At 71.5% G+C, this 20,249-nt stretch carries 22 protein-coding genes; 9 read left to right on the forward strand and 13 right to left on the reverse strand.

All coding sequences use genetic code 11. The features are described from left to right. Window positions 1-66: 66 nt before the first annotated feature. The 4 genes from ACFY3J_RS03435 to ACFY3J_RS03450 all read right to left on the reverse strand — a co-directional run bounded on the left by ACFY3J_RS03435 (window position 67) and on the right by ACFY3J_RS03450 (window position 5,497). The gene (locus ACFY3J_RS03435; protein WP_390840093.1) at window positions 67-2,826 is read right to left on the reverse strand and encodes an alkaline phosphatase family protein; all 2,760 of its coding nucleotides are present in this window, start codon (window positions 2,824-2,826) and stop codon (window positions 67-69) included. 3 nt (window positions 2,827-2,829) lie between these two features. Then, window positions 2,830-4,188 (reverse strand): ABC transporter permease, encoded by a 1,359-nt coding sequence (locus ACFY3J_RS03440; RefSeq protein WP_390840095.1) that lies wholly within the window; start codon window positions 4,186-4,188, stop codon window positions 2,830-2,832. Further along, window positions 4,185-5,126 (reverse strand): ABC transporter ATP-binding protein, encoded by a 942-nt coding sequence (locus ACFY3J_RS03445; RefSeq protein ID WP_390840097.1) that lies wholly within the window; start codon window positions 5,124-5,126, stop codon window positions 4,185-4,187. Before ACFY3J_RS03445 ends, ACFY3J_RS03440 begins: the two co-directional genes overlap by 4 nt. A gap of 164 nt (window positions 5,127-5,290) precedes the next feature. Continuing rightward, the gene (locus ACFY3J_RS03450) at window positions 5,291-5,497 is read right to left on the reverse strand and encodes an ATP-binding protein (protein ID WP_384180438.1); all 207 of its coding nucleotides are present in this window, start codon (window positions 5,495-5,497) and stop codon (window positions 5,291-5,293) included. Between ACFY3J_RS03450 and ACFY3J_RS03455 the strand changes: the two genes are divergently transcribed. Both ACFY3J_RS03455 and ACFY3J_RS03460 read left to right on the forward strand, forming a co-directional pair. Then, window positions 5,496-5,684 (forward strand): DUF397 domain-containing protein, encoded by a 189-nt coding sequence (locus ACFY3J_RS03455; protein ID WP_225074183.1) that lies wholly within the window; start codon window positions 5,496-5,498, stop codon window positions 5,682-5,684. The two genes, ACFY3J_RS03450 and ACFY3J_RS03455, sit on opposite strands and share 2 nt — an antisense overlap. Window positions 5,685-5,933: 249 nt before the next feature. Continuing rightward, window positions 5,934-6,119, forward strand: coding sequence for a hypothetical protein (locus ACFY3J_RS03460; RefSeq protein WP_141361935.1), 186 nt, complete (start codon window positions 5,934-5,936; stop codon window positions 6,117-6,119). Window positions 6,120-6,152: 33 nt separating this feature from the next. Here the strand turns inward: ACFY3J_RS03460 and ACFY3J_RS03465 are convergent, their stop codons facing one another. Together ACFY3J_RS03465 and ACFY3J_RS03470 are read right to left on the reverse strand one after the other, a co-directional pair. Further along, window positions 6,153-6,602 carry a hypothetical protein gene (locus tag ACFY3J_RS03465; RefSeq protein WP_384180441.1) on the reverse strand — a complete coding sequence of 150 codons (450 nt, stop codon included), beginning with the start codon at window positions 6,600-6,602 and terminating at the stop codon, window positions 6,153-6,155. Continuing rightward, complete coding sequence (locus ACFY3J_RS03470; protein WP_390840100.1) at window positions 6,593-7,222, reverse strand: ATP-binding protein; 630 nt, start codon at window positions 7,220-7,222, stop codon at window positions 6,593-6,595. Before ACFY3J_RS03470 ends, ACFY3J_RS03465 begins: the two co-directional genes overlap by 10 nt. Window positions 7,223-7,468: 246 nt before the next feature. On the opposite strand from ACFY3J_RS03470, the gene ACFY3J_RS03475 reads away from it, so the two are divergent. From ACFY3J_RS03475 to ACFY3J_RS03485, 3 genes are all read left to right on the forward strand, one after another. Beyond that, a complete protein-coding gene (locus ACFY3J_RS03475; RefSeq protein ID WP_384180445.1) occupies window positions 7,469-8,329 on the forward strand; it encodes a helix-turn-helix domain-containing protein in 861 nt (286 codons plus the stop codon). Next, window positions 8,330-8,602, forward strand: coding sequence for a DUF397 domain-containing protein (locus ACFY3J_RS03480; RefSeq protein ID WP_141361951.1), 273 nt, complete (start codon window positions 8,330-8,332; stop codon window positions 8,600-8,602). It abuts the gene before it with no gap. A gap of 91 nt (window positions 8,603-8,693) precedes the next feature. Further along, entirely contained in the window at window positions 8,694-9,482 is a 789-nt protein-coding gene (locus ACFY3J_RS03485; protein WP_390840102.1) for an SAM-dependent methyltransferase, read from the forward strand. 69 nt (window positions 9,483-9,551) lie between these two features. On the opposite strand, the gene ACFY3J_RS03490 is transcribed toward ACFY3J_RS03485, so the two are convergent. Both ACFY3J_RS03490 and ACFY3J_RS03495 read right to left on the reverse strand, forming a co-directional pair. Beyond that, a complete protein-coding gene (locus ACFY3J_RS03490) occupies window positions 9,552-11,039 on the reverse strand; it encodes a glutamate synthase subunit beta (protein WP_384180449.1) in 1,488 nt (495 codons plus the stop codon). 246 nt (window positions 11,040-11,285) lie between these two features. Next, window positions 11,286-11,990 (reverse strand): DUF2293 domain-containing protein, encoded by a 705-nt coding sequence (locus ACFY3J_RS03495; protein ID WP_390840104.1) that lies wholly within the window; start codon window positions 11,988-11,990, stop codon window positions 11,286-11,288. A gap of 70 nt (window positions 11,991-12,060) precedes the next feature. On the opposite strand from ACFY3J_RS03495, the gene ACFY3J_RS03500 reads away from it, so the two are divergent. Continuing rightward, entirely contained in the window at window positions 12,061-12,702 is a 642-nt protein-coding gene (locus ACFY3J_RS03500) for a uridine kinase (RefSeq protein WP_384180453.1), read from the forward strand. A 137-nt stretch (window positions 12,703-12,839) separates the two neighbouring features. Here the strand turns inward: ACFY3J_RS03500 and ACFY3J_RS03505 are convergent, their stop codons facing one another. Next, complete coding sequence (locus ACFY3J_RS03505) at window positions 12,840-13,931, reverse strand: magnesium and cobalt transport protein CorA (RefSeq protein ID WP_390840106.1); 1,092 nt, start codon at window positions 13,929-13,931, stop codon at window positions 12,840-12,842. Between the two features lie 155 nt (window positions 13,932-14,086). Between ACFY3J_RS03505 and ACFY3J_RS03510 the strand changes: the two genes are divergently transcribed. Further along, the gene (locus tag ACFY3J_RS03510; RefSeq protein ID WP_390840108.1) at window positions 14,087-15,016 is read left to right on the forward strand and encodes a methyltransferase domain-containing protein; all 930 of its coding nucleotides are present in this window, start codon (window positions 14,087-14,089) and stop codon (window positions 15,014-15,016) included. Between the two features lie 25 nt (window positions 15,017-15,041). On the opposite strand, the gene ACFY3J_RS03515 is transcribed toward ACFY3J_RS03510, so the two are convergent. Beyond that, the gene (locus ACFY3J_RS03515; protein WP_384180459.1) at window positions 15,042-15,998 is read right to left on the reverse strand and encodes a carbohydrate kinase family protein; all 957 of its coding nucleotides are present in this window, start codon (window positions 15,996-15,998) and stop codon (window positions 15,042-15,044) included. Beyond that, entirely contained in the window at window positions 15,995-16,900 is a 906-nt protein-coding gene (locus tag ACFY3J_RS03520) for a pseudouridine-5'-phosphate glycosidase (RefSeq protein ID WP_384180462.1), read from the reverse strand. The genes ACFY3J_RS03515 and ACFY3J_RS03520 overlap by 4 nt, the downstream gene beginning before the upstream one ends. A 101-nt stretch (window positions 16,901-17,001) precedes the next feature. On the opposite strand from ACFY3J_RS03520, the gene ACFY3J_RS03525 reads away from it, so the two are divergent. Continuing rightward, complete coding sequence (locus ACFY3J_RS03525; RefSeq protein WP_390840110.1) at window positions 17,002-17,430, forward strand: VOC family protein; 429 nt, start codon at window positions 17,002-17,004, stop codon at window positions 17,428-17,430. A 119-nt stretch (window positions 17,431-17,549) separates the two neighbouring features. On the opposite strand, the gene ACFY3J_RS03530 is transcribed toward ACFY3J_RS03525, so the two are convergent. Continuing rightward, complete coding sequence (locus ACFY3J_RS03530; RefSeq protein ID WP_384180466.1) at window positions 17,550-18,125, reverse strand: methylated-DNA--[protein]-cysteine S-methyltransferase; 576 nt, start codon at window positions 18,123-18,125, stop codon at window positions 17,550-17,552. A gap of 74 nt (window positions 18,126-18,199) precedes the next feature. After that, complete coding sequence (locus ACFY3J_RS03535; protein WP_384180468.1) at window positions 18,200-19,078, reverse strand: glycerophosphodiester phosphodiesterase; 879 nt, start codon at window positions 19,076-19,078, stop codon at window positions 18,200-18,202. Between the two features lie 288 nt (window positions 19,079-19,366). Between ACFY3J_RS03535 and ACFY3J_RS03540 the strand changes: the two genes are divergently transcribed. After that, the gene (locus tag ACFY3J_RS03540; protein WP_384180470.1) at window positions 19,367-20,245 is read left to right on the forward strand and encodes an MHYT domain-containing protein; all 879 of its coding nucleotides are present in this window, start codon (window positions 19,367-19,369) and stop codon (window positions 20,243-20,245) included. The last annotated feature ends 4 nt before the right edge of the window (window positions 20,246-20,249 follow it).

Below are 20,249 nucleotides of genomic sequence, written 5' to 3' on the forward strand. Positions count from 1 at the left end.
CCGTCAGCCGTCAGCCGTCAGCCGTCAGCCGTCAGCCGTCAGCCGTCAGCCGTCAGCCGTCAGCCGTCAGCCGTCCGACTCCGGCGACGGGATGTACGCGCCCGGCACGTCCTCCGGCGCGAAGATCTTCTTCTCGCCGGGGTACGGCTTGCTCCACCCGTGCGTCTCGTACCAGGTGAAGTGGTTCATCTGGGCGGGGTTCGCGAAGTCGGGCTTGGCGTTGGGACCGGTCAGCCGCTGCTTCGACTTCCAGTTGTCCCACTTCGCCGCGACCGCCTGCTGGTCCGCCGGCACCGTCGCCGGCGCCACGGCCGCTGCCTTGGGGTTCTGCGGCGCCGGGGTGTCCAGACCGCAGGAAGGCGCGGTCTTCACACCATCGGTGAGCGGGGTCCGGTTGGGCAGAGCGGTGAACGGCGTGAAGTCCGGCTGCTCGGTGAACGCCCCACGCATCGGGCTGGCCGCGCTGTCCTTCTGGTTCATCGGGTGGATCCCGAGGATTTGCTCGATGGTGCGGATCATCGTGATCTGTGAGTAGTAGCGGCTGTCGACGGTGCCGTGCTGGGCCCAGGGGCTGATGATCTGGATCGGGGCCCGGTGGCCGTCGACGTGGTCGAGGCCGGCCTGGGAGTCGTCCTCGACAACGAAGATCGCCGAGTCCTTCCAGTACTTGCTGTGCGAGATCGTGTCGACGATCTTGCCGACCGCGAGGTCGTTGTCCGCGACCTGAGCGGCCGCGCTCGCCGGACCGCCGGTGTGGTCGCTGGAGAGCCAGAACATGTTCAGGTTCGCCGGCCCGTTCTTCTCGAAGTCACGCTTCCAGATCTGGGCCCGGTAGACGTCCGGGACGCTGAGGTCGTACTTCGGGAAGCCGGGTACCGACACGTCGTTGAGCGACGGGATCGGGGAGGACGACTTCAGGGTGTAGGCGGTGTCCTGACCGGTCGCCTCCATGTTCTTGCTGTCGCAGTACAGGTTCTGCCAGGTCGCGTCCGCCGGCTTGGTCAGGAACTGGTGGAACTCGCCGAAGTTTCGTACGGTCCTGCCCGCCGCCTGCGCACCGCTCCAGAGGAAGCCGGTCCGCTGGTGGCCGAGAGCGTCGTCCTCGGTGTCGTAGCTGCGCACGTACTCACCGGCCGAGGACTCGGTGTACTCCGGGTTGTCGGCCTGCATCAGCCAGTTGTGACCCTCGGCCGAGTTGGTGCCGATGTCGTACGTGTTGTCGTACAGCCCGAACTGCTTGGCCAGCGCGTGCTGGTTCGGCGTCACGTTCTCGCCGAACTGCGTCAGTGAGGGGTCGCCGTTGCCCTGCGGAATGTCGCCGAAGACCTGGTCGTAGGTCCGGTTCTCCTTGACGATCATGAAGACGTGCTTGATCGTCGAGGGGTCGCCGAGCTTCGTCGGGACCGGCACCGGGGTCCGGCCCAGGCCCTTGCCCCGGGCCAGCTTGACCGAGCCGTTGGTCCAGCCGTTCCGCTTGAAGATCTTGGCCGTCTCGGACTTGATGACGTGGTCGTCCGGCAGCGTGAACCGCTGCACGCTCGACGTCGTGTCGTGGGTGCCGTGCCCGGCGCTGTTGGTGGGGCGGCGGGCGTCGATACCACGGGTGTTGGAGACCACCACCTCGTTGCCGACGGTGGCGATCTCCGCGGGGACGTAGTCCGTCGGGAGCAATCCGACGTAGCTGACCGGCTCCTGCGCGGACGTGTACCGGTAGACGGCGACCGCGTTGGCGCCGCCGAGCGTCACCAGCAGATGACCGTCGTCGGTGAGCGTCACCGCGTTGGGGTGGTAGCCCACCGACGCCTCCGGCCACGGCTGGGTGGCGATGGTCTGCACGACCTTGTTGCGGCGCGTGTCGATGACCGACACGTCGTTGGTGGCGGTGTTGGTGACGAACACCGCCCCCTTCTTGGCGTACATGGCGGTCGGGTGCAGACCGACGTCCACGCTTCCGACGGCGGCAGTCGGGTCCGCCAGGTCGATGACGCTGACCGTGCCCGTGGTGGTGGCACCGGTCTTCGGGTCGGCCGGCACCTGGGTGCCGTACGAGTTGATCGTGGTGTCGCCGGGCTTCGCCGGACGCCCGCCCTCGTTGCTGACGTAGAGCTTGGTGCCGACCTGGACCATGCCACGCGGGGCGTTGCCCACGGCCCAGCTCCGCTCGATGGCCCCGGTAGCCGCGTTGATGGCGACCACCCGGTTCTGGCCGTTGACCGCGGAATACACGGTGGAGCCGTCGGCCGAGAACACCGCCGCACCCACCAGCGCGCGCTTGGACCCGTCCGCCGGGATCTTGACGGACGTCGGGTTGGCGACGCTGCCGTCCGGGTTCACGGTGAACCTGGTGTAGCCGTCGGCCTGGCCCAGCCACAGCTGCGAGCCGTCGGGCGAGTACGTGGGGCCTTCCTGGCCCACGTCGTTGCCGCTGATGCGCGGATTCGCCGACGCGTTGTTGCCGACGAGCTGCTGCACTTTCCAGTTCTTCAGGTCCACGATGGCGAGCGCCATTCCACCGTCGGTGACCGAGGCCGCGACGTGGGTGCCGTCCGGACTGACCGAGGACGACATGATCTTGCCGTTGTCGATGACGAGGCGGTCGCCGTACGGGGCGATGTACTGGTCACTGGAGACGACCAGGCCCTGATCGGTCATCTGGCCGACCTGCTGGGTGCCGAACTGGTGCGTCTCGGCGAAAGCGGTACCGGAGACGACCAGCGCGGCCGTGGCGATGCACGCCGTCACCAGCGAGGTCCGGCGGTTGAAGTGTCTGCCGAGCAAGCCGACCTGCTTCTCCCCGACATGCCGGCGGCGCCGAGTTACCTGCATGGATCATCCCTTCGAAGTGGTCTTGAGCAGCTCGACGCTGCCGTCGAACTGCCAGAGCGGGTTCGGTGTGTCCCCGGTCGGGGTCCGCACCAGGAAGTAGCCGTTCACTTCCTTCGGTCCGTCGCCGTCGGCCACGAACCGGCCGTCCGCGGTGACGTCGAGCTGGTAGATGGCTGTCCCCGGGGCCTCGACGCCGGGGAGATGCCAGGTGACGACGCAGCGCCAGTCGTTGCCCGGCCCCCGTGCGGCGACCTGGCCGCCGCCCTTGTCGCACGCCGCCGAGACCCGCAGTTGCGCCTCGGTGACGGCTGGGCGGTTGAGCTGTTCGGTCTGCATGCGGTAGAGGTGCGCGAACGCCGTGGCGACCGACCGCTGCACCTTGTCCTGCTCGATTCCGGAGCCCGCCGACGGTGTCGCCACGGCGACGACCGCGACCGTGAGGGCGGTCAGCCCGGCCGGCGGCAGGAGTCCGGTGGTGATCGCGCGCCGCCCGGAGCCGTCGTAGGCCGGGTTGGTGAAGTCGCGCCGCAGGAAGAGCAGATACGCCAGGGCCGTGGCGGCCACCGCCCACACCAGGGCGACCACGGTGCCGATCAGGAGCGGGCCGAGCTGCGCCGGGCTGGTGAACAGGCCGTTCCAGGCGATGAAGGCGTAGCCGGGCAGGGCGAGGCGCACGGCGACCGGCAGCGGCAGCATCTGGGCGAGCTGCATCGCGAGCGCGGCGAGCGCGGGCAGCAGCAGTCCCATCGGGGACCGCCCCAGCGCGACGGACCCGAGCAGTCCGATCGCGGCGAGAGCCAGGGTGGGGGCGAGCACGCAGAGCCAGGCGAGGAGGACCTTGCCGGCGGCGTCCGCCGGCGTCAGCAGGTGGCCGTCGAGGCCGACCAACGGCTGGTTGCCGACCGCGAGGACGCCCCCGGCCGTGCTGGAACAGGCCAGTCCGGCGACGAGCAGCAGGATGACGGTGAGACCCGCCAGAGCCTTCGCCGCGAAGATCCGCCGGGGCGAACGGACGGCCACGAGCAGATGGCGCCAGGTGCCGAGCCGGTCCTCGGCGGCGAACACGTCCCCGGCGACCACCGAGGTCAGGATCGGGAGTGCCCAGGTACCCGCGAAACCGAGCATCACCAGCGGTCCGGCCCATCCGGTGGCGTGCATCCAGCGGCCGAAGAGTGTGTCGGAGGGGAGCGTGCTCTGCAGGCTCACCGCGGCGACGAAGAGTCCCGGCACGATCCAGCAGGCGAGGACCAGCAGGCGGATCCGCCATTGCGAGACCAGCTTGACCAGTTCGAAGCGGTAGGCGCGGGCCACCGGGACGTGGCGGGCACCGGCGACGTGCTCGTGCGTGGCGGTCGCGGTCATCGGCCGGCCTCCTGCTGCTCGGTCAGGGCGAGGAACGCGGCCTCCAACGGCGACACCACGGGGGCGAGTTCGCGCAACGCGATGCCCGCGCCCACGAGCCGCACCACCAGTTCGTCGAGAGCGGGCACCGGCGCGCGTACGACGAGCGTCTCGGCGCCGTGCCGTGCCCCGGCGCCATCGGCGACGCGGATCCCGGCCGTGCCGGCGGCCAGTCGGCGGGCGGTCCGGGGATCGGAGGTGAGCAGCCGGTAGTCGAGTTCACGGTTCTCGGCGGCCAGCTTGCTCAGCGGGCCGGAGAAGACGACCCGGCCGGTGGCCAGGATGGTGACCTCGGAACACAGCGCCTCCAGGTCCTCCATGCGGTGGCTCGACAGCACGACGCAGGTCCCGTCCGCCGCGAGCCGGGTGAGGACACCGTGCACGTGCTTCTTGCCGGCCGGGTCGAGGCCGTTGGCGGGTTCGTCGAGCACGAGCAGCCGGGGCTTGGTGAGCAGGGCCGCGGCGAGTCCCAGCCGTTGACGCATCCCGAGGGAGAAGCCGCGGGCCGGGTCGTCGGCGACATCGGTGAGCCCGACCTGGTCGAGCACGTCGTCGATCCCCGCCGTCCGCGCGTCGAGGCCGCGCAGAGCGGCCAGCGCGGCGAGGTTCTGCCGTGCGGTGAGCGAGGGGTAGAGGCCGGGCCCGTCCACGAACCCGGCGACACCGTCGGGGGCCGCGAGCGCCCGCCCGACCGGCGTCCCCAGGATTTCGAGGGACCCGCTGTCGGCGACGGCCAGACCCAGCAGCAGGCCGAGCAGTGTCGTCTTGCCGGCGCCGTTCGGTCCGACCAAGCCGTGGATCTTTCCCCGCTCCACGGTCAGATCGACGCCGTCGAGCGCGACGACATCGCCGAAACACTTGGTCGTCCCACGCGCCCGGATCGCGAGGAGTGTGTCCATGAGTCCCTTCCTTCACAGGCCTCAAGGACCGTAGGGACGGCACACGACCCGTGCGGGGACGACGAGTTGAACGCTCATGGAACGGAATGCAGAGATCGTGCCCACGACAACGTCCGCCAAGTCGGCACGTATGGGGTCCACTTGGGGCCCGCACGGCATGCCGGTCATACGGGGCAGGCACACTCCGCCCATACGGTCTTGCCCGGACCGGCGGGCCGTGGAGCCACACCCCAGTCGTCCGACAGCGCCTCGACGAGCAGCAGGCCGCGGCCCGACTCCCCGTCAGGACACGGCTCCCCGCGCGTGGGCAGTCGCTCGGTGCGGGTGTCCGTGACCTCGACGCGCAGGTGAGAAGTTGCTGGGAGAGACATGAACGCTGTACCCGAGTCGGCCTGGGTCAAGAGCAGCTACAGCAGCGGCGAAGGCGGCGAGTGCGTCGAGGTCGCCTCCTGGTCGGGCGCCACGCACGTGCGCGACTCGAAGGACAAGGCCGGTCCTGCGGTGATCGTCGAGCCGGAGGCCTGGGCCGAATTCGTCGGGTTCGCCGCTCGGCACTGAGGGTGGCGGTGCCCCGTGACCCTCGCCTTGGGTCACGGGGCACTGGCGTGTCCGCGTGGCGCAAGGGTGAACACGGGGTGTACGCGGATCGGCGCGGATGGTGCTCGTACCGCCCGGAAATGTGAAGTGGGACGCACCCTTGGTGGTGAACTGATGTCACGTACGTCTCAGTAGGGTCACCAGGAGAGGCGTTCGCCCCCTGCGAGGCGTTTAAATCTGCAAGTACAGCATTGAACGTGGAGGTGCAGGGTGAACGGGCGAACGGTGCTCGAGCGCTTTCCCGCCGGCGGTCCGCGCGGGTCGTGGCCGGCGGAGGAGTTCGCGCATGCGCGGCGTCTGGAAGGCCTGCCCGCCGAGGTTGTCATGGACCTCGCGACAGACACGTTCCTGGTGATCGTCCGGGGCGGAGAGTCCGGCGGTGGCGCCAAGGCGTGACCCGGCAGCCGGCGACCGGATCGGTCCTGTCGGTTACGCGCTGACCGTGCGGGACCAGGCCGGTGTCGTCCCGGTGATCCGGCACAGGGCCAGATAGAGGGGGATCGGCGGGGTGTAGGGGATCGTGCCCGCCGGGCGGTGCACGAGCATGGGCGGCGTCGGCGAGGCGGGGAGCGTCGCGCCCGGGGAGTAGTGGGCCGGGGCGGGCCAGCGCAGTGCGTAGTCGGAGTCCGCGGGGACGATCCACCACCAGTGCGCTCGGTCGGCGAAGACGCAGCCCACGCGGGGCAGCCGGGGCATGAGCTTCGGGCCGAGGCGGGCGGGGATCGCGACCGCGTCGCAGCCCAGGGGGACGGTCATGCCCTCGGGTACGGACAGCCGCCGGGGTGCGCCGTGGGTGCGCAGGCGCCCCAGGCGTACGAGCGTGTCCAGGTTGAGCGACTGGCCCGAGCCGCCCAAGGAGCCGGCGCCGGTCACAGCCATGCGGTCCCCGTTCCGTGATGTGCCTGCCGATGCGTCTGCCGGTACGCCTGGCCGTGAGCCTGCGCTCCGTTCTTGTCGTCCGTGTCGCGGGCAGGGGCCGGCTTGGGGCGGGCGCCCCAGCCCAGGTCGCTCCGGGCTGGCGCGGAACGGCGCGGCAGCTCTGCCCACACCACCAGGCCGGTGCCCTGCTCATGGGCTCCCCAGGCCAGGCACATGGCGTCGACGAGGAGCAGCCCCCTCCCGTGCTCCTCCTCGGGCTGCCGCGGCGACGGCTGCGGCTCACCCGGCGCGCATCCCTCGTCGCGCACGGCTATGCGCACCAGCTCGTCCTCGTCCTGCAGCTCGCACACGATCTGCCTGCTGGCGGTGTGCACGATGGCGTTGGTGACCAGCTCGGAGACGACCAGGGCCGCCGCGTCGCAGGTGTCCTCGCACACGGACCAGCCGGTCAGCCGGGTCCGGGTCAGGCGCCTGGCCCGCGCGGGGGAACCGGGATGCGCGGCCAGCTCGAAACGGAACCGGCGCTCGGCAACGGCCCCGCCGGGGCCCGCTCCCGTACTCGCGCCGCGGCTCAGCGGGCTCGCGGCGGCGTCTGTTCCTAAGGGCGGAGACGGAATCACGCTTGCCACTATCGCCCCGCCGTGAACACTTGGCAAGTGGCACTCTGAAAATTGCAGAGTGTTGGTGACGCGCTCGGAGGCCATGGCACACTGCTCGCAACAGCACGTCGAGCGGCGCCAGTTGAGAGCGCCGGGTCCGCCGGATTTTCGAACGGTTTCCGAGGGATGTGCGGGATTCATGACGGGAACCTCCTGAATCCTCACGTCCGTCCTTACAGTTCGCTCTTGGGTCAGTGGAGGTGGAGTGTGAGCGAGCCGCGGTCCGCGCCCACAGTTGGGCAGGTCGTGCTCGGCCGGCGCCTGTTGGACCTGCGGGAGAGCGCGGGGCTCAAGCGTGAGGAGGCCGCCCGCATCCTGCACGTGGCCCCCGCCACCGTGCGCCGGATGGAGATGGCCGAGGTCGCCCTCAAAATCCCGTACCTCCAACTGCTGCTGAAGGCGTACGGCGTCTCCGACGAGGAGGCCGAGGCCTTCATGCGGCTGGCCGAGGACGCCAACCAGCCGGGCTGGTGGCAGCGGTTCCACGACATCCTGCCGGGCTGGTTCTCGATGTACGTCAGCCTGGAGGGTGCCGCCGCCCTCATCCGGTCCTACGAGCCGCACTTCGTCCCCGGACTGCTCCAGACCGAGGACTACGCGCGCGGAGTGCTCAAGTCCGGCGCCGTCGGCCAGACCAGCCCCGAGGACATAGAGCGCCATGTCGCGCTGCGCATGCAACGCCAGGATCTGCTCACCCGTCCGGACGCCCCCAGGGTCTGGGTGGTGATGGACGAGACCGCGCTGCGCCGGCAGGTCGGCGGCTCCGAGGTGATGCGTGCTCAGATCGACAGGCTGCTGGAAGCCGCGAAACTGCCCAACGTGACGTTGCAGGTCGCCCCGTTCTCCGCGGGGCCGCACGCCGGCACGTACGGGCCCTTCGTGCTGTTCCGATTCGCCATGCCCGAACTGCCGGACATGGTCTACAGCGAGTACCTGACCGGCGCGGTCTACCTGGACGCGCGTCAGGAGGTGGCGAGCCACCTCGAGGTCATGGACCGCATGGCGGCGCAGGCCGCTACTGCACATCGCACGAAGGAGATCCTCCGGGATTTCCGCAAGGAGCTGTGAATGGAACGCATCACGTCCCAGCCCAAGCCGCGGCTGCGCCGCGGGATCTACAACGGCATGCCCGCCGGTGAACTCGGCAGCGAGGGCTGGCACAAGCCGTGGAGCGGGGGCAATGGAGGCAACTGCCTGGAGGCCATGAAGCTGGACGACGGCCGGATCGCGGTCCGTCAGTCCACCGACCCGGACGGACCGGCCCTCATCTACACGACCGACGAGATGACGGCATTCATCGAGGGCGCGAAGGCCGGAGAGGCGGACTTCCTGCTGACCTGAACAACCCTGTCTGTTGGCTAACTCAACTCCCTAATCTTGGTACTGACTTGATCATGACCACTGCTCATTCCAGATGCTTACGAGGTGCCGTATGACCGAGATCGACACCAGCAAGCCGCACCCCGCGCGGATGTACGACTGGTACCTCGGCGGCAAGGACAACTACCCGGTCGACGAGGAACTGGGCCGGCAGATGCTGGCACTCGACCCGCGGGTGCCGGTGATGGCCAGGGTCAACCGCGCGTTCATGCACCGGGCGACGCGGTGGCTGGCCGGCCAGGGCGTACGGCAGTTCCTGGACATCGGCACGGGCATACCCACCGAGCCGAACCTGCACCAGGTAGCCCAGTCGGTCGCGCCCGACGCGCGTGTCGTCTACTGCGACAACGATCCGATCGTGCTGGCCCACGCGGCGGCCCTGCTGCGCAGCGCCCCGGGGGGCATCACCGAGTACGTGCAGGCCGACGTCCGTGACCCGGCCACGATCCTGGAGGGCGCCGGGAAGGTCCTGGACTTCGGCCAACCCGTGGCCCTGTCCCTGGTGGCGCTGCTCCACTTCATCACCGACGAGGACGGCGCCCACGACCTGGTCGCGCGTCTCCTCGCCGAACTGCCCTCCGGCAGCTACCTGATGATGACCCACGCCACCTCGGACTTCACCCCGGAGGAGTCGGCGGCGGCCACGGCCAAACTGAAGGCGGGAGGCGTCACCCTCGCCCTCCGCACCCGCGAGGAGTTCACCCGCTTCTTCGACGGCCTGGAACTCGTCGAACCCGGCGTGGAGGTCGTCCACAAGTGGCACCCGGAGCTGGGCGAACCGGTCCCGGGCCAGGACGACGGAGTCATCCCGGGTTACGGGGCGGTGGCTCGGAAGCCATGACGGAGTGACGTCCGCGGCGCCCCGCCGACCAGGTGGGGCGCCGTCGGCCGGGGTGGGGCGCCGCCGGCATCACACCCGCATCGGACGGTCGTACGGGCCGATCGGGGACGGGAGGCTCCAGACGCCCGTCAGGTGGTGGTCCACGGCCGCCGCGACCGCGCGGCCCTCGGCGATGGCCCAGACGATCAGCGACTGGCCGCGGGCGGCGTCCCCGGCGGCGAACACGCCCGGGACGTTGGTCGCGAAGGCGGGGTCGCGGGCGATCGTGCCACGCGGGGTGAGCCGCAGGCCCAACTGGTCGATGAGGCCGTCCTCCTGGGACGGGCCGGAGAAACCCAGTGCGAGCAGCACCAGATCGGCCGGGAGCGTGCGCTCGGTGCCCGGCAGGGGGCGCCGTGCCGCGTCCACCTCGGTCAGGTGCAGCTCGTGGACATGCCCGTCGGCGTCACCGGCGAAGCGGAGCGTCGACGCGGCGAACAGCCGCGCGTCGGCGTCCGCGACCGGCGCCGTGCCCAGGTCGCCCGCCTCCTGGTGCGCGGGCGACAGCCGGTAGATCTTCGGGTAGGTCGGCCACGGCTCGAGGTCGTCGTCGCGCTCCGCGCCCGGCTGGGCGTAGATGTCCAGCTGGGTCACGGACGCGGCGCCCTGCCGCACCGCCGTGCCCAGGCAGTCGGCTCCCGTGTCTCCGCCGCCGACGATCACGACGTGCCGGCCGGCCGCGGACACCGGTGAGGTCTCCACGTCGCCCTCACACACCCGGTTGGCCAGCGGCAGGTATTCCATCGCCTGATGGATTCCGGCCAACTCTCGCCCTGGTACCGGTAGTTCACGCCAGGCCGTGGCACCCGTGGCGATCACCACGGCGTCGTAGCGCGCCCGCAGCTCCCCGGCCCCGACGTCCCGCCCGACCTCCGTCGACGTCCGGAACTTCGTCCCCTCGGCCAGCATCTGCTCCAACCGCCGCTCCAGATGGTGCTTCTCCATCTTGAACGCGGGGATGCCGTACCGCATCAGCCCGCCGAGCCGGTCGTCCCGCTCGTACAGGGCGACCGTGTGTCCCGCGCGTGTCAGCTGCTGGGCCGCGGCGAGCCCGGTCGGCCCCGATCCGACCACCGCGACGGTCCGCCCGGACAGCCGGTCCGGCGGGCGCGGCGGAGAGAACCCCTCTTCCCAGGCCCGGTCGGCGATCGCGCATTCGACGTTCTTGATGGTGACCGCGGGCTGGTTGATCGCCAGCACGCACCCCGCCTCGCACGGCGCCGGACACAACCGCCCGGTGAACTCGGGGAAGTTGTTCGTCGCGTGCAACCGGTCGGCGGCCGCCCGCCAGTCCTCCCGGGACACCAGGTCGTTCCACTCGGGGATCAGATTGCCCAGCGGACAGGCCTCGTGGCAGAACGGCACCCCGCAGTCCATGCACCGGTCGGCCTGCTTGCTGATGATCGGAAGCAGCCCGCCCGGCACGTACACCTCGTGCCAGTCCCGCACCCGCTCCTCGACCGGCCTGCGGGGCCACTCCTGGCGGGGTGTGGTCATGAAACCCTTGGGATCGGCCATGGCCGTCCCCCTTGCCTCGGGCACCACCTCTTTCCGGCCACGATACGACCGCCGGGCCCCAGGTGCCGAGCCCGGTATGCCCGTCGCGAGGGGCGCGCGGAGCCGGGTATGTCCGTGCTGCGGGGTGTGTGTGGCTGGGCTTGTCCGTGGTGCCGGTGTGTGTGGCTGGGCTTGTCCGTGGTGCGGGGCGCGGAGCTGGGTTTGTCCGTGGTGCGGTACGTGCGGAGCCGCCGGCTCGGGCGGGTGCTACGCGCTCGGGTTCTGCTCCCGCCAGGCCCCCAGCACCGAGTCCACGTCGGCCCTGATCCGCTGCCGAGCCTGGGGCCGCGCCACCCCGCTCATCAGCAGCCGGTCGTAGGGCGTGTCCAGGTGGCGTACGGAGGCCGCGACCGCCGAGGTGACCGCGGTCTCGGACAGGGCACGCCCCGACGCGCTGCGACCGACCCTTCCGCTGCCGCGCAGGGAGGCGTGCCCGGCGATGGCCCGCGCTCGGTCCGGAGGGCAGGCGGGAAAGAGCCGCAGGATCTCCGCCGCGAACGCGTCCGCGAACCGTATGTCCTCGGCCGCCCGCCGCCGTGCGTCGCGCGCGCGGCGACGGCGCCGCGCCTCGGCATCCGCCAGGCACCGCAGCTCCGCGCGGGCGAGTGCCGCCTCCTCGACGAGGACGCCCTGCCGTTCGTACCGGCTTCTGCGCCGGTTGAACCGCACCACCACCGCCGACAGCGCGCTCTCCTCCCGCGACCGGCGCGTCAGCGCGGTGTCGCCGCGCGGCAGGAAGACGAGGTGCCCCAGGTCGGCGCAGTCCAGGCACCGCGGCACCCCCTCCTCCAGCACGAGCAGCGGCAGCGGGCCGCGCCGGCACGTGGCACAGTGCTTGCGCCGCAGCGGCTGGAGGACGAGGAGGCCGTCGGCCGGCCGGGGGACCGGGAGCGCGGCCGTACGCGGGGCCATACGACGTACATTCCCTGGGCGCGTACCCGGACGCTCCTCCCGCCGCACCCCGCTTCCGCCCTGACGCATCATGGGCCGTGTGCGTCTTCAAGCGATCACCTGGGAACGGCTCGGCGACCTCCTCGCCGAGCGCCTGCTCGGCCTGAAGCCCGCCGACGGCAGCCCCTGGCCTCGCATCGCCTTCGACGGTGCCCCCGCCGCCCTCCCGGGCGACCTGGCGCACCGCGTCGCCGAGGCGTTGCGGCCGCTCGGCCGCCCCGCGCTGGTCGTGGGCACCGAGGGCTTCCTGCGCCCGGCCTCCCTCCGGCTGGAACACGGCCACCGGGACGAGGAGTCCTATTACAACGGCTGGCTCGACACCGGCGCCCTGTGGCGCGAGGTCTTCGGCCCGCTCGAACCCGGCGGTGACGGACGCGTCCTGCCCGACCTGCGGGACCCGGTCACCGACCGCGCCACCCGCAGTGCCTACGTCCAGCTCCCGCCCGGCGCCCTGTTGTTGCTGCACGGCCCCCTCCTGCTGCGTCACTGGTTCCCCTTCGACCTGACCGTCCACGTCCTCCTCTCCCCGGGCGCCCTGCGCCGCCGTACCCCGGAGGCCGAGCACTGGACGCTGCCCGCCTTCGAGCGCTACGACGCCGAGACCGACCCGGCCGGCACCGCCGATGTCCTGGTACGCGCCGACGACCCTCGGCACCCGGCCTGGAACGGCTGAGCCCCGGCGCCCCTGATCACCGCGGGCCGTCGGTCCCTGCGGCACCCGGTCCCGGTCGTGGCTCCCGGTCCCGGCGGCGGGTCCCTGCGACGCCACCCAGTTCCCGAGTCAGCCGTCTGTCGGGGCGGGCCGGCGGCTCAGAGCCAGCCGTTGCGGCGGAAGCCGCGGTACAGCGACACGCACACGGCCGATATCAGGCAGATGACCAGCGGATAGCCGAACCGCCAGTGAAGCTCAGGCATCACGCGGAAGTTCATGCCGTACACCCCGCACACCATGGTCGGCACGGCGATCACCGCGGCCCATGCCGTGATCTTGCGCATGTCCTCGTTCTGCGCCACCGTCACCTGCGCGAGGTGGGCCTGGAGAATCGAGTTCAGCAGTTCGTCGAAGGCGGCTATCTGCTCCTTGGCCCGGGTCTGGTGGTCGAGGACGTCCCTGAAGTACGCCTGTATCTCGGCGTCGATCACCTTCATCGGCCGGGCGGAGAGCTCCTCCAGCGGGCGGCCCAGCGGCACGACGGCCCTCTTCAGCTCCAGCAGCTCCCGCTTGAGCTGGTAGATCCGCCCCGGATCGACCCGCGCGCCGTCCTCCGCGAACACCTCGGCCTCCACCTCGTCGATGTCCTCCTGGAACGAGTCGGTGACGCTCAGGTAGTCGTCGACCACATGGTCCGCGATCGCGTGCAGCACCGCCGCCGGCCCCTTGGCGAGCTGCCCCGGATCGGACTCCAGCTCCTCGCGCAGCGGACCGAGCGAGCCGTGCCGGCCGTGCCGCACGGTGATCACGAAGTCCTCCCCGGTGAACACCATGATCTCGCCGGTGCTGACCACCTCGCTGGTCGCCGTCAGCTTCTCGTGCTCGAGGTAGCACACCGTCTTGAACACCGCGAACAGCGTCTCGCCGTACCGCTCCACCTTCGGGCGCTGATGCGCCTTGACCGTGTCCTCCACCGCCAGCGGGTGCAGGTCGAAGAGGTCCGCGATGCCCGCGAACTCCACGTCCGTCGGTTCGTGCAGTCCCAGCCAGACGAAACCGTCACGGGCCTTGCGCACCCGCGTCACGGCCTCCACCAGATCACCGGCCTCCGGAACCCGCTCGCCGTCCTGGTAGGCCACGCAGTTCACCACGGAGGAGCCCAGCGGCGACCGGGCGGGATGGCTCAGGTCGACCCGGCGCCGCCCTCGGGCCAGCCGAGCCACCTTCCGCAGATTCCCCGCCATGGACATCCGGATCTCCTTGCGTGCACCTTTTGCCGCCTGGTCGAGCCAGTCTGCCAGGCTCACGTGAGCGCCGGGTAAGCCTGTGGAAACCGCACATTCCGCTTTGTTCCCGCCTGTGGACGGGCACGGCAGGCGCCGGGGGAGGCTGGGATGATCCCGGTATGACGCACAGCGACGGGCATCCGGACGGGCATTGGGGCGCGGACACCGACCAGGACAAGGACGGGAACGAGGGCGGCCGCGACGCGGGTCAGCCCGAGAGCCGGGACGCGGGTCAGCCGGAGAGCCGGGGCGAGGGCCCGGGGGGAGGCCGATATCTGCTCGAGAACCGGCAGACCGAGGCCGGCGAGCGCTTCGACGCCTTCGCGACCCTCTTCGATCCCACGACGTTCCGTCACTTCGAAGGACTCGGCGTCGGACCAGGGTGGCGCTGCTGGGAGGTCGGCGCCGGCGGCACCTCCGTCGTCTCCTGGCTGGCCGAGCGGGTCGGCCCCACCGGCACGGTCGTCGCGACCGACATCGACACCTCACTGGTCGCCAAGGCCGCCCGCCCGCCGGTGGAGGTGAGGGTGCACGACGTGGGCGCCGAGGAGCCGCCGGGTGAGGGCTTCGACCTCGTGCACGCCCGGCTCGTCCTGGTCCACGTGCCGGACCGGGAACGGGCACTGCGGTCGATGATCAAGGCACTGCGCCCCGGCGGACGGCTGCTGCTGGAGGACGCCGACCCCGCCCTCCAGCCCCTGCTCTGCCCGGACGAACACGGCCCGGCGGAGGAACTGGCCAACCGGCTGCGCCGCGGCTTCCGCCGCCTGCTGGCCGACCGCGGCGCCGACCTGTCCTACGGCCGCAGACTCCCGCGCCTGCTGCGCGAGGCCGGCCTGCGCCAGGTGGAGGCCGACGCCTACTTCCCGGTCGCCTCCCCGGCCTGCACCGCCCTGGAGTCGGCCACGGTCCGGCAGATCCGTAGCCGCCTCGTCACCGCGGGCCTGGCCACCGACGAGGAGATCGACCAGCACCTGGCCAACGTGGCCTCCGGCACCATGGACCTGACCACAGCACCGATGATCTCCGCCTGGGGCACCAAGCCGTAGCACCTGGGGGCCGCCGACCGTGAGGTCACCGGCTCTCGGAGGCATCGGAACGCCACCGGGCTCTCGGAGGCCTCCCGCCCACCCGCGCCACCGCGAGCGCGCCCGCCGCGCATCCCCGGGCTGCCGCGGTCTCGGGGGCGGCGCCGGCCAGAAGGGCGGCGAGGAAGGCGCCGGTGAAGGCGTCGCCCGCGCCGGTGGTGTCCCGCGCGGTGGCAGGCACCGCGGGTACGTGGGCGCGGACGGCACCCGCGTGTGCCACCCGTGCCCCGGCGGCGCCCTGCTTCATGACCACCAGCGGGACGTGGCGGCTCAGCTCGGCCGCCGCGTCCGCCGGGTCGGGCAGGCCCGTCAGCAGGCAGGCCTCGTCGCGGCTCGGCAGCAGCACGTCCACCCCCTCGATGAGCGCGAGGAACCGGTCCACGCCCAGCGTGACGAGGAACCCGGCCGACGCGGGATCCAGGCTCACCGGCACGCCACGCGCGCGGGCCGCCGCGACGGCGCTCGCCACCAGCGCCCGGCCCGTACCGGAGAACAGCAGGTAGCCCGACAGATGCAGCCGGGCCACCCCGTCGAGCAGCGCGTCGGACCAGTCACCCGCCTCAAGGCGCAGCGACGCCCCGCTGTCCGTGAGGAACGTGCGCTCGGCCGCCGCCGAGGAGTCGACGAGGCAGACCACCGTTCCGGTCGGCGCCCCGGGATCGACGACCAAGTGGGGGCGCACTCCCGAGGCGATCAGCGCCCGTTCGTGCCAGACCGCCGATTCCGCGCCCACCCGCCCCAGCAGCCGGACCTCCCGGCACCCGCTGTGGGCCGCCCAGCAGGCCACGTTGGCCCCCGCCCCGCCGGGCAGCATCCGGACCGCGGCGGAGGTGTCGGTGCCGGTCGCGAGGGGGCCGCGATGCCGTACGACGACATCCGTCACGACGTCCCCGACCACCAGCAGCGCCCCGCCCCCGCCGTCCGTCACGGCGGGGCCCGTCACGGCAGGGCCCACGCCGCCGCGATCAGCGCCGCCAGCCGTACGTTGCCGCGCACCGCCGCCAGATTGGCGCGCAGCGAGGCGCCGTCGGTGTGCCGCACCAGGTAGTCGAGCAGGAACGGGGTGACCGCCTGCCCCGTGACGCCCTCCTCCTCGCACGCGTGCAGCGCGTCGGCGAGCACACGCGCGTGCAGTTCGGGATCCAGCTGCTCCTGCCGCGGCACCGGGTTGGCGACGATCAGCGCCGACTCCGGCGCCCGCAGCGCGTTCTGCGCCCGCATCACCGCGGCCACGTCCTCCGGTGTCCGCAGTGTCCAGTCCACCGGATGACCGGAGTCGGACAGGTAGAACCCGGGGAAGCGGTCCGTGCCGTACCCGGCCACCGCGACCCCCAGCGTCTCGAGCCGCTGCAACGTCGCCGGCACGTCCAGGATCGACTTGACCCCCGCGCACACGACCGTGATCCGCGTACGCGCCAGCAGTCCGAGGTCGGCGGACTCGTCCTGCGTCACCGTCCACTCGCGGTGCACTCCGCCGAGCCCGCCCGTGGCGAACACGCGGATGCCCGCCAGCGAGGCCAGCAGCGCCGTCGCCGACACCGTGGTCGCCCCGCTGGCCCCCGCGGCCATCGCGAGCGGCAGGTCGCGGTGGCCGAGCTTGCGCATCCCCTCCTCGTTCGCGACCCGCTCCAACTGCCCCTTGTCCAGGCCGATGTGAGGGTGGCCGTCCAGCACCGCGATGGTCGCGGGCACGGCGCCCTCGTGCCGTACCGCGTCCTCAAGCTCCAGCGCCACCTGGAGGTTGCGCGGACGCGGCAGCCCATGGGCGATGATCGTGGATTCCAGGGCCACCACGGGACGACGCGCGGCCAGCGCCTCCCGCACCTCTTCGGACACCACCAGCACGTGCCTGCCTCCCGTCTGTCGCGCTCTCCCCTCATCTCTGGCGGGTGCCGCACCGGGCCAAACCCTTGCGGCCCGTACCGCACGGCACCAGCCTGGGACGCATGACCGACAACACGCCACGCCTCGACCATGTCGTCCTCTGGGTGCGCGACCCGGTCGCCGCGGCAGGCTTCTACGAGCAGACGGTCGGCCTGGAGCCGGTCAGGGCCGCCGAGTTCGCCGCGGGCGAGGCGTCCTTCCCCTCCGTACGCCTGAACGAGGAGACGATCCTCGACCTCGCCCCGCTCGACATGGCCGGGCGCATGAACATGGTCCCCGGCGCGGCCGGCAGCGCGGGCCACCTCGTGAACCACGTCTGCCTGTCCCTGCCCGCCGACGGCTTCGACGCCCTGCGCGCCCGCCTGGAGGAGCACGCCGTCCCCGTCTCCGGCTTCTTCCACGACTCCTTCGGCGCGCGCGGCAAGGCGAGGCGCAGCTTCTACTTCCGCGACCCGGACGGCAATGTCTTCGAGGCACGGCACTACGACTAGCGCACGCGCGGTGACCAGAGCACGCGCGGTCCGGCACCACGAGGGGGGCACACTCGGCCCAGGTACTGCGAGCAGCGCGCCTCGCGCCCGTACGGGCAGTGCGCCTCGCGCCCGTCGCCTCAGAACAGCGGCTCGGGCAGCACGCCTTCCAGCGCGAGCAGCCTGCGCTTGGCCTCCAAGCCGCCGCCGAAGCCGCCGATGCCCCCGTCGCTCTCGACGACCCGGTGGCACGGTACGACCACCGGCAGCGGATTGGCGCCCATCGCCGCGCCCACCGCCTGGGCGGCACCCGGCTGCCCCACCCGGTCGGCCAGATCGCCGTACCCGACGACCGTGCCGTACGGCACGCCCGACGCCAGTTCGCGCAGCACCTGCCGGTTGAAGCCCGAGATCAGCGACCAGTCCAGCGGCAGCTCGAAGTCCTGCCGCTCGCCCGCGAAGTACGCCCGCACCTGGCGTATCGCCTCCACGAGCAGCGGGGATCCGGGCGCCTCGACCGGCTCGGTGCCCAGCCGGGACGCCAGCCGGTCCAGCGCGCGCTCCCGTATCGCGTCGGTGGCGTGGAAGACGACGTTGACCAGGCCCTCGGGGGTCGCGGCCAGCAGCAGGGGGCCGATGCCGGTACCGACGACGGCCCACACGACCCGCTGCTCGCCCGGTACGACCCGCTGCTCGTCCTGCTCGTGGCTGTCCATGCGATTACGGTACGGCCCGCCACTGACAACGCCCTCTGACCTGCACCGCCGCGAGACCAGACGGTCTTGGGCGATCAGACGGTCTTGAGTGCCTTGCGCACCACTTCCGGCTTGTTCGTGAGGATGCCGTCCACGCCGAAGCCGGCGACGGTCCGGGCGCCGGCGGCGTTGTCAACCGTCCAGGTGAAGATCCCCAGCGGGACGCCGTGCGGTCCCCGGTGCGCGCGGACCGCCGCCGCGTAGTCCGCCGACAGCGTGCGGTAGGAGGGGTTGATCAGATCCACGAAGGCCGCGTACCGGCGCAGGTCCGCCGTGTCCGGGTGGCCGAGGAAAGCGGTGCGGACGGCGGGCTTCAGCGCGTGCACGGTCCGCACACTGTTGGCGCTGAAGCTCTGCACGATCAGCCGGCTCGCCAGATGCCGGTGGTCGAGCCAGCCGTCGTCGGCGAGCACCTTGAGGGTCTGTGCCTCGATCCCCGGATACAGCTTTGGGTTCTTGATCTCCAGGAGCAGCTTCTCGTGGTTGCGTTCGAGCCGGCGCATGTACTGGTCGAGCGTCGGCACGCGCGTGCCCGCGAACCTGGGGGAGAACCAGCTGCCCGCGTCCAGGCGGGCGATCTCGGCTGCGGTGAAGTCCTTCACCTTCCACGGGGCCCGGCCGGGAAAGACCTGCTCGACGTTGGTCGTCCGCTTCAGGGTGGCGTCGTGGATGACCACGAGCTTGCCGTCCTTGGTGCGCTGCACGTCGTTCTCCACCCAGGAGAAGCCGAGCGCCGCCGCCTTGTCGATGGCGGGCAGCGTGTTCTCCGGGGCGTGGGCGGAGGCACCCCGGTGGGCGACGACCACGGGCTGTGGCCGGTGGGCGTCCGCGGCCCGTACCTCCGAGCCGGGAAGGAACAGGGCGACGGCCGCCGCCAGAGCGGTGGCCAGGGCGGCGACTGCGCGCGCGTGCATACGTACTCCTCGCGACGAATGATCACGGACAGCACAAGAGTGACTGCAAAGAGTCAACGAGGCGCTCGCGGAAGGGCCACGGGTGCAGTCGAGGGAGTGCACGGAACCGGCCGAGCCCGCTCACGGGTGCCGCACATCTGCGACGAGGCCGTGCTTCTTTGCCGGAAAGTCGTTCGGCCATTCCGGTGGCAGTCATACTCTCAGCGTCAACCTTGACCGCGTGGCGGTCCTGGGACGGGGGGCATTCACGATTTCCGGGACTTCAAGAGGGCGGAAGGGCAACCGCGCATGCACGGCACCGTCGACGGATTCAGCTACGGGCTCGTCACCCCCCTGGTGGCCTGTCTCATGGCCTGCCTCGGTGGGGCCCTCGGCCTGCGCTGCACCACCCGCGCCCTGCTCGTCGCCCGCTCCTGGCGCCCCGGCTGGCTCGCCCTCGGCTCGGCCGCGATCGGCTCGGGCGTCTGGACGATGCACTTCGTCGCGATGACCGGCTTCACCATCGAAGAGGCGTCGATCGGCTACGACCGGCCGACGACGTACGCGAGCCTCGCCGTCGCCATCGTCATGACGGGGATCGGGATCTTCATCGTCGGCTACCGGGGCGCGACCGGCTCCGCCCTGTTCACCGGCGGCACGATCACCGGCCTCGGCGTCGCCAGCATGCACTATCTGGGCATGGCCGGGATGCGGCTCGACGGCACGCTCGAGTACAACACCCTCACTGTCTCGGCCTCCGTGGTCATCGCCGTCGTCGCCGCGACCGCGGCCCTCTGGGCGGCCGGGCGGGCGAAAGGGTTCCTCTGGAGCGTCGGCGCCAGCCTCGTCATGGGTCTCGCCGTCGTCGGCATGCACTACACGGGCATGGCCGCCCTCAGCGTCCACCTGCACGAGACGGGCGGCGCCGCCACAGGCGAGTCGTCGGCCGCCCTGCTCACGCCGATGCTGATCGGCCCGCTCGTCTTCCTGCTGCTCACCGGTGCCGTCGTGCTGTTCGACCCGCTGATGATCACGGGCAGGTCCGACTGGGCCCCCGTCGAGCACAAGCCGGGCGTGCCGGCGCGTGAACTCGTCGCCCATTCCACCGGCCGCCCCCCGGCCGGGGCCTACCGCGACCCCGGCCGCGGGACGGTTCGCGAACGCCCCCGCGTTCCGCAGAATCGCTGATCCG

It is taken from the genome of Streptomyces sp. NPDC001231 (genome assembly GCF_042896885.1).
In the GTDB taxonomy this organism is placed as follows: Bacteria; Actinomycetota; Actinomycetes; order Streptomycetales; family Streptomycetaceae; genus Streptomyces.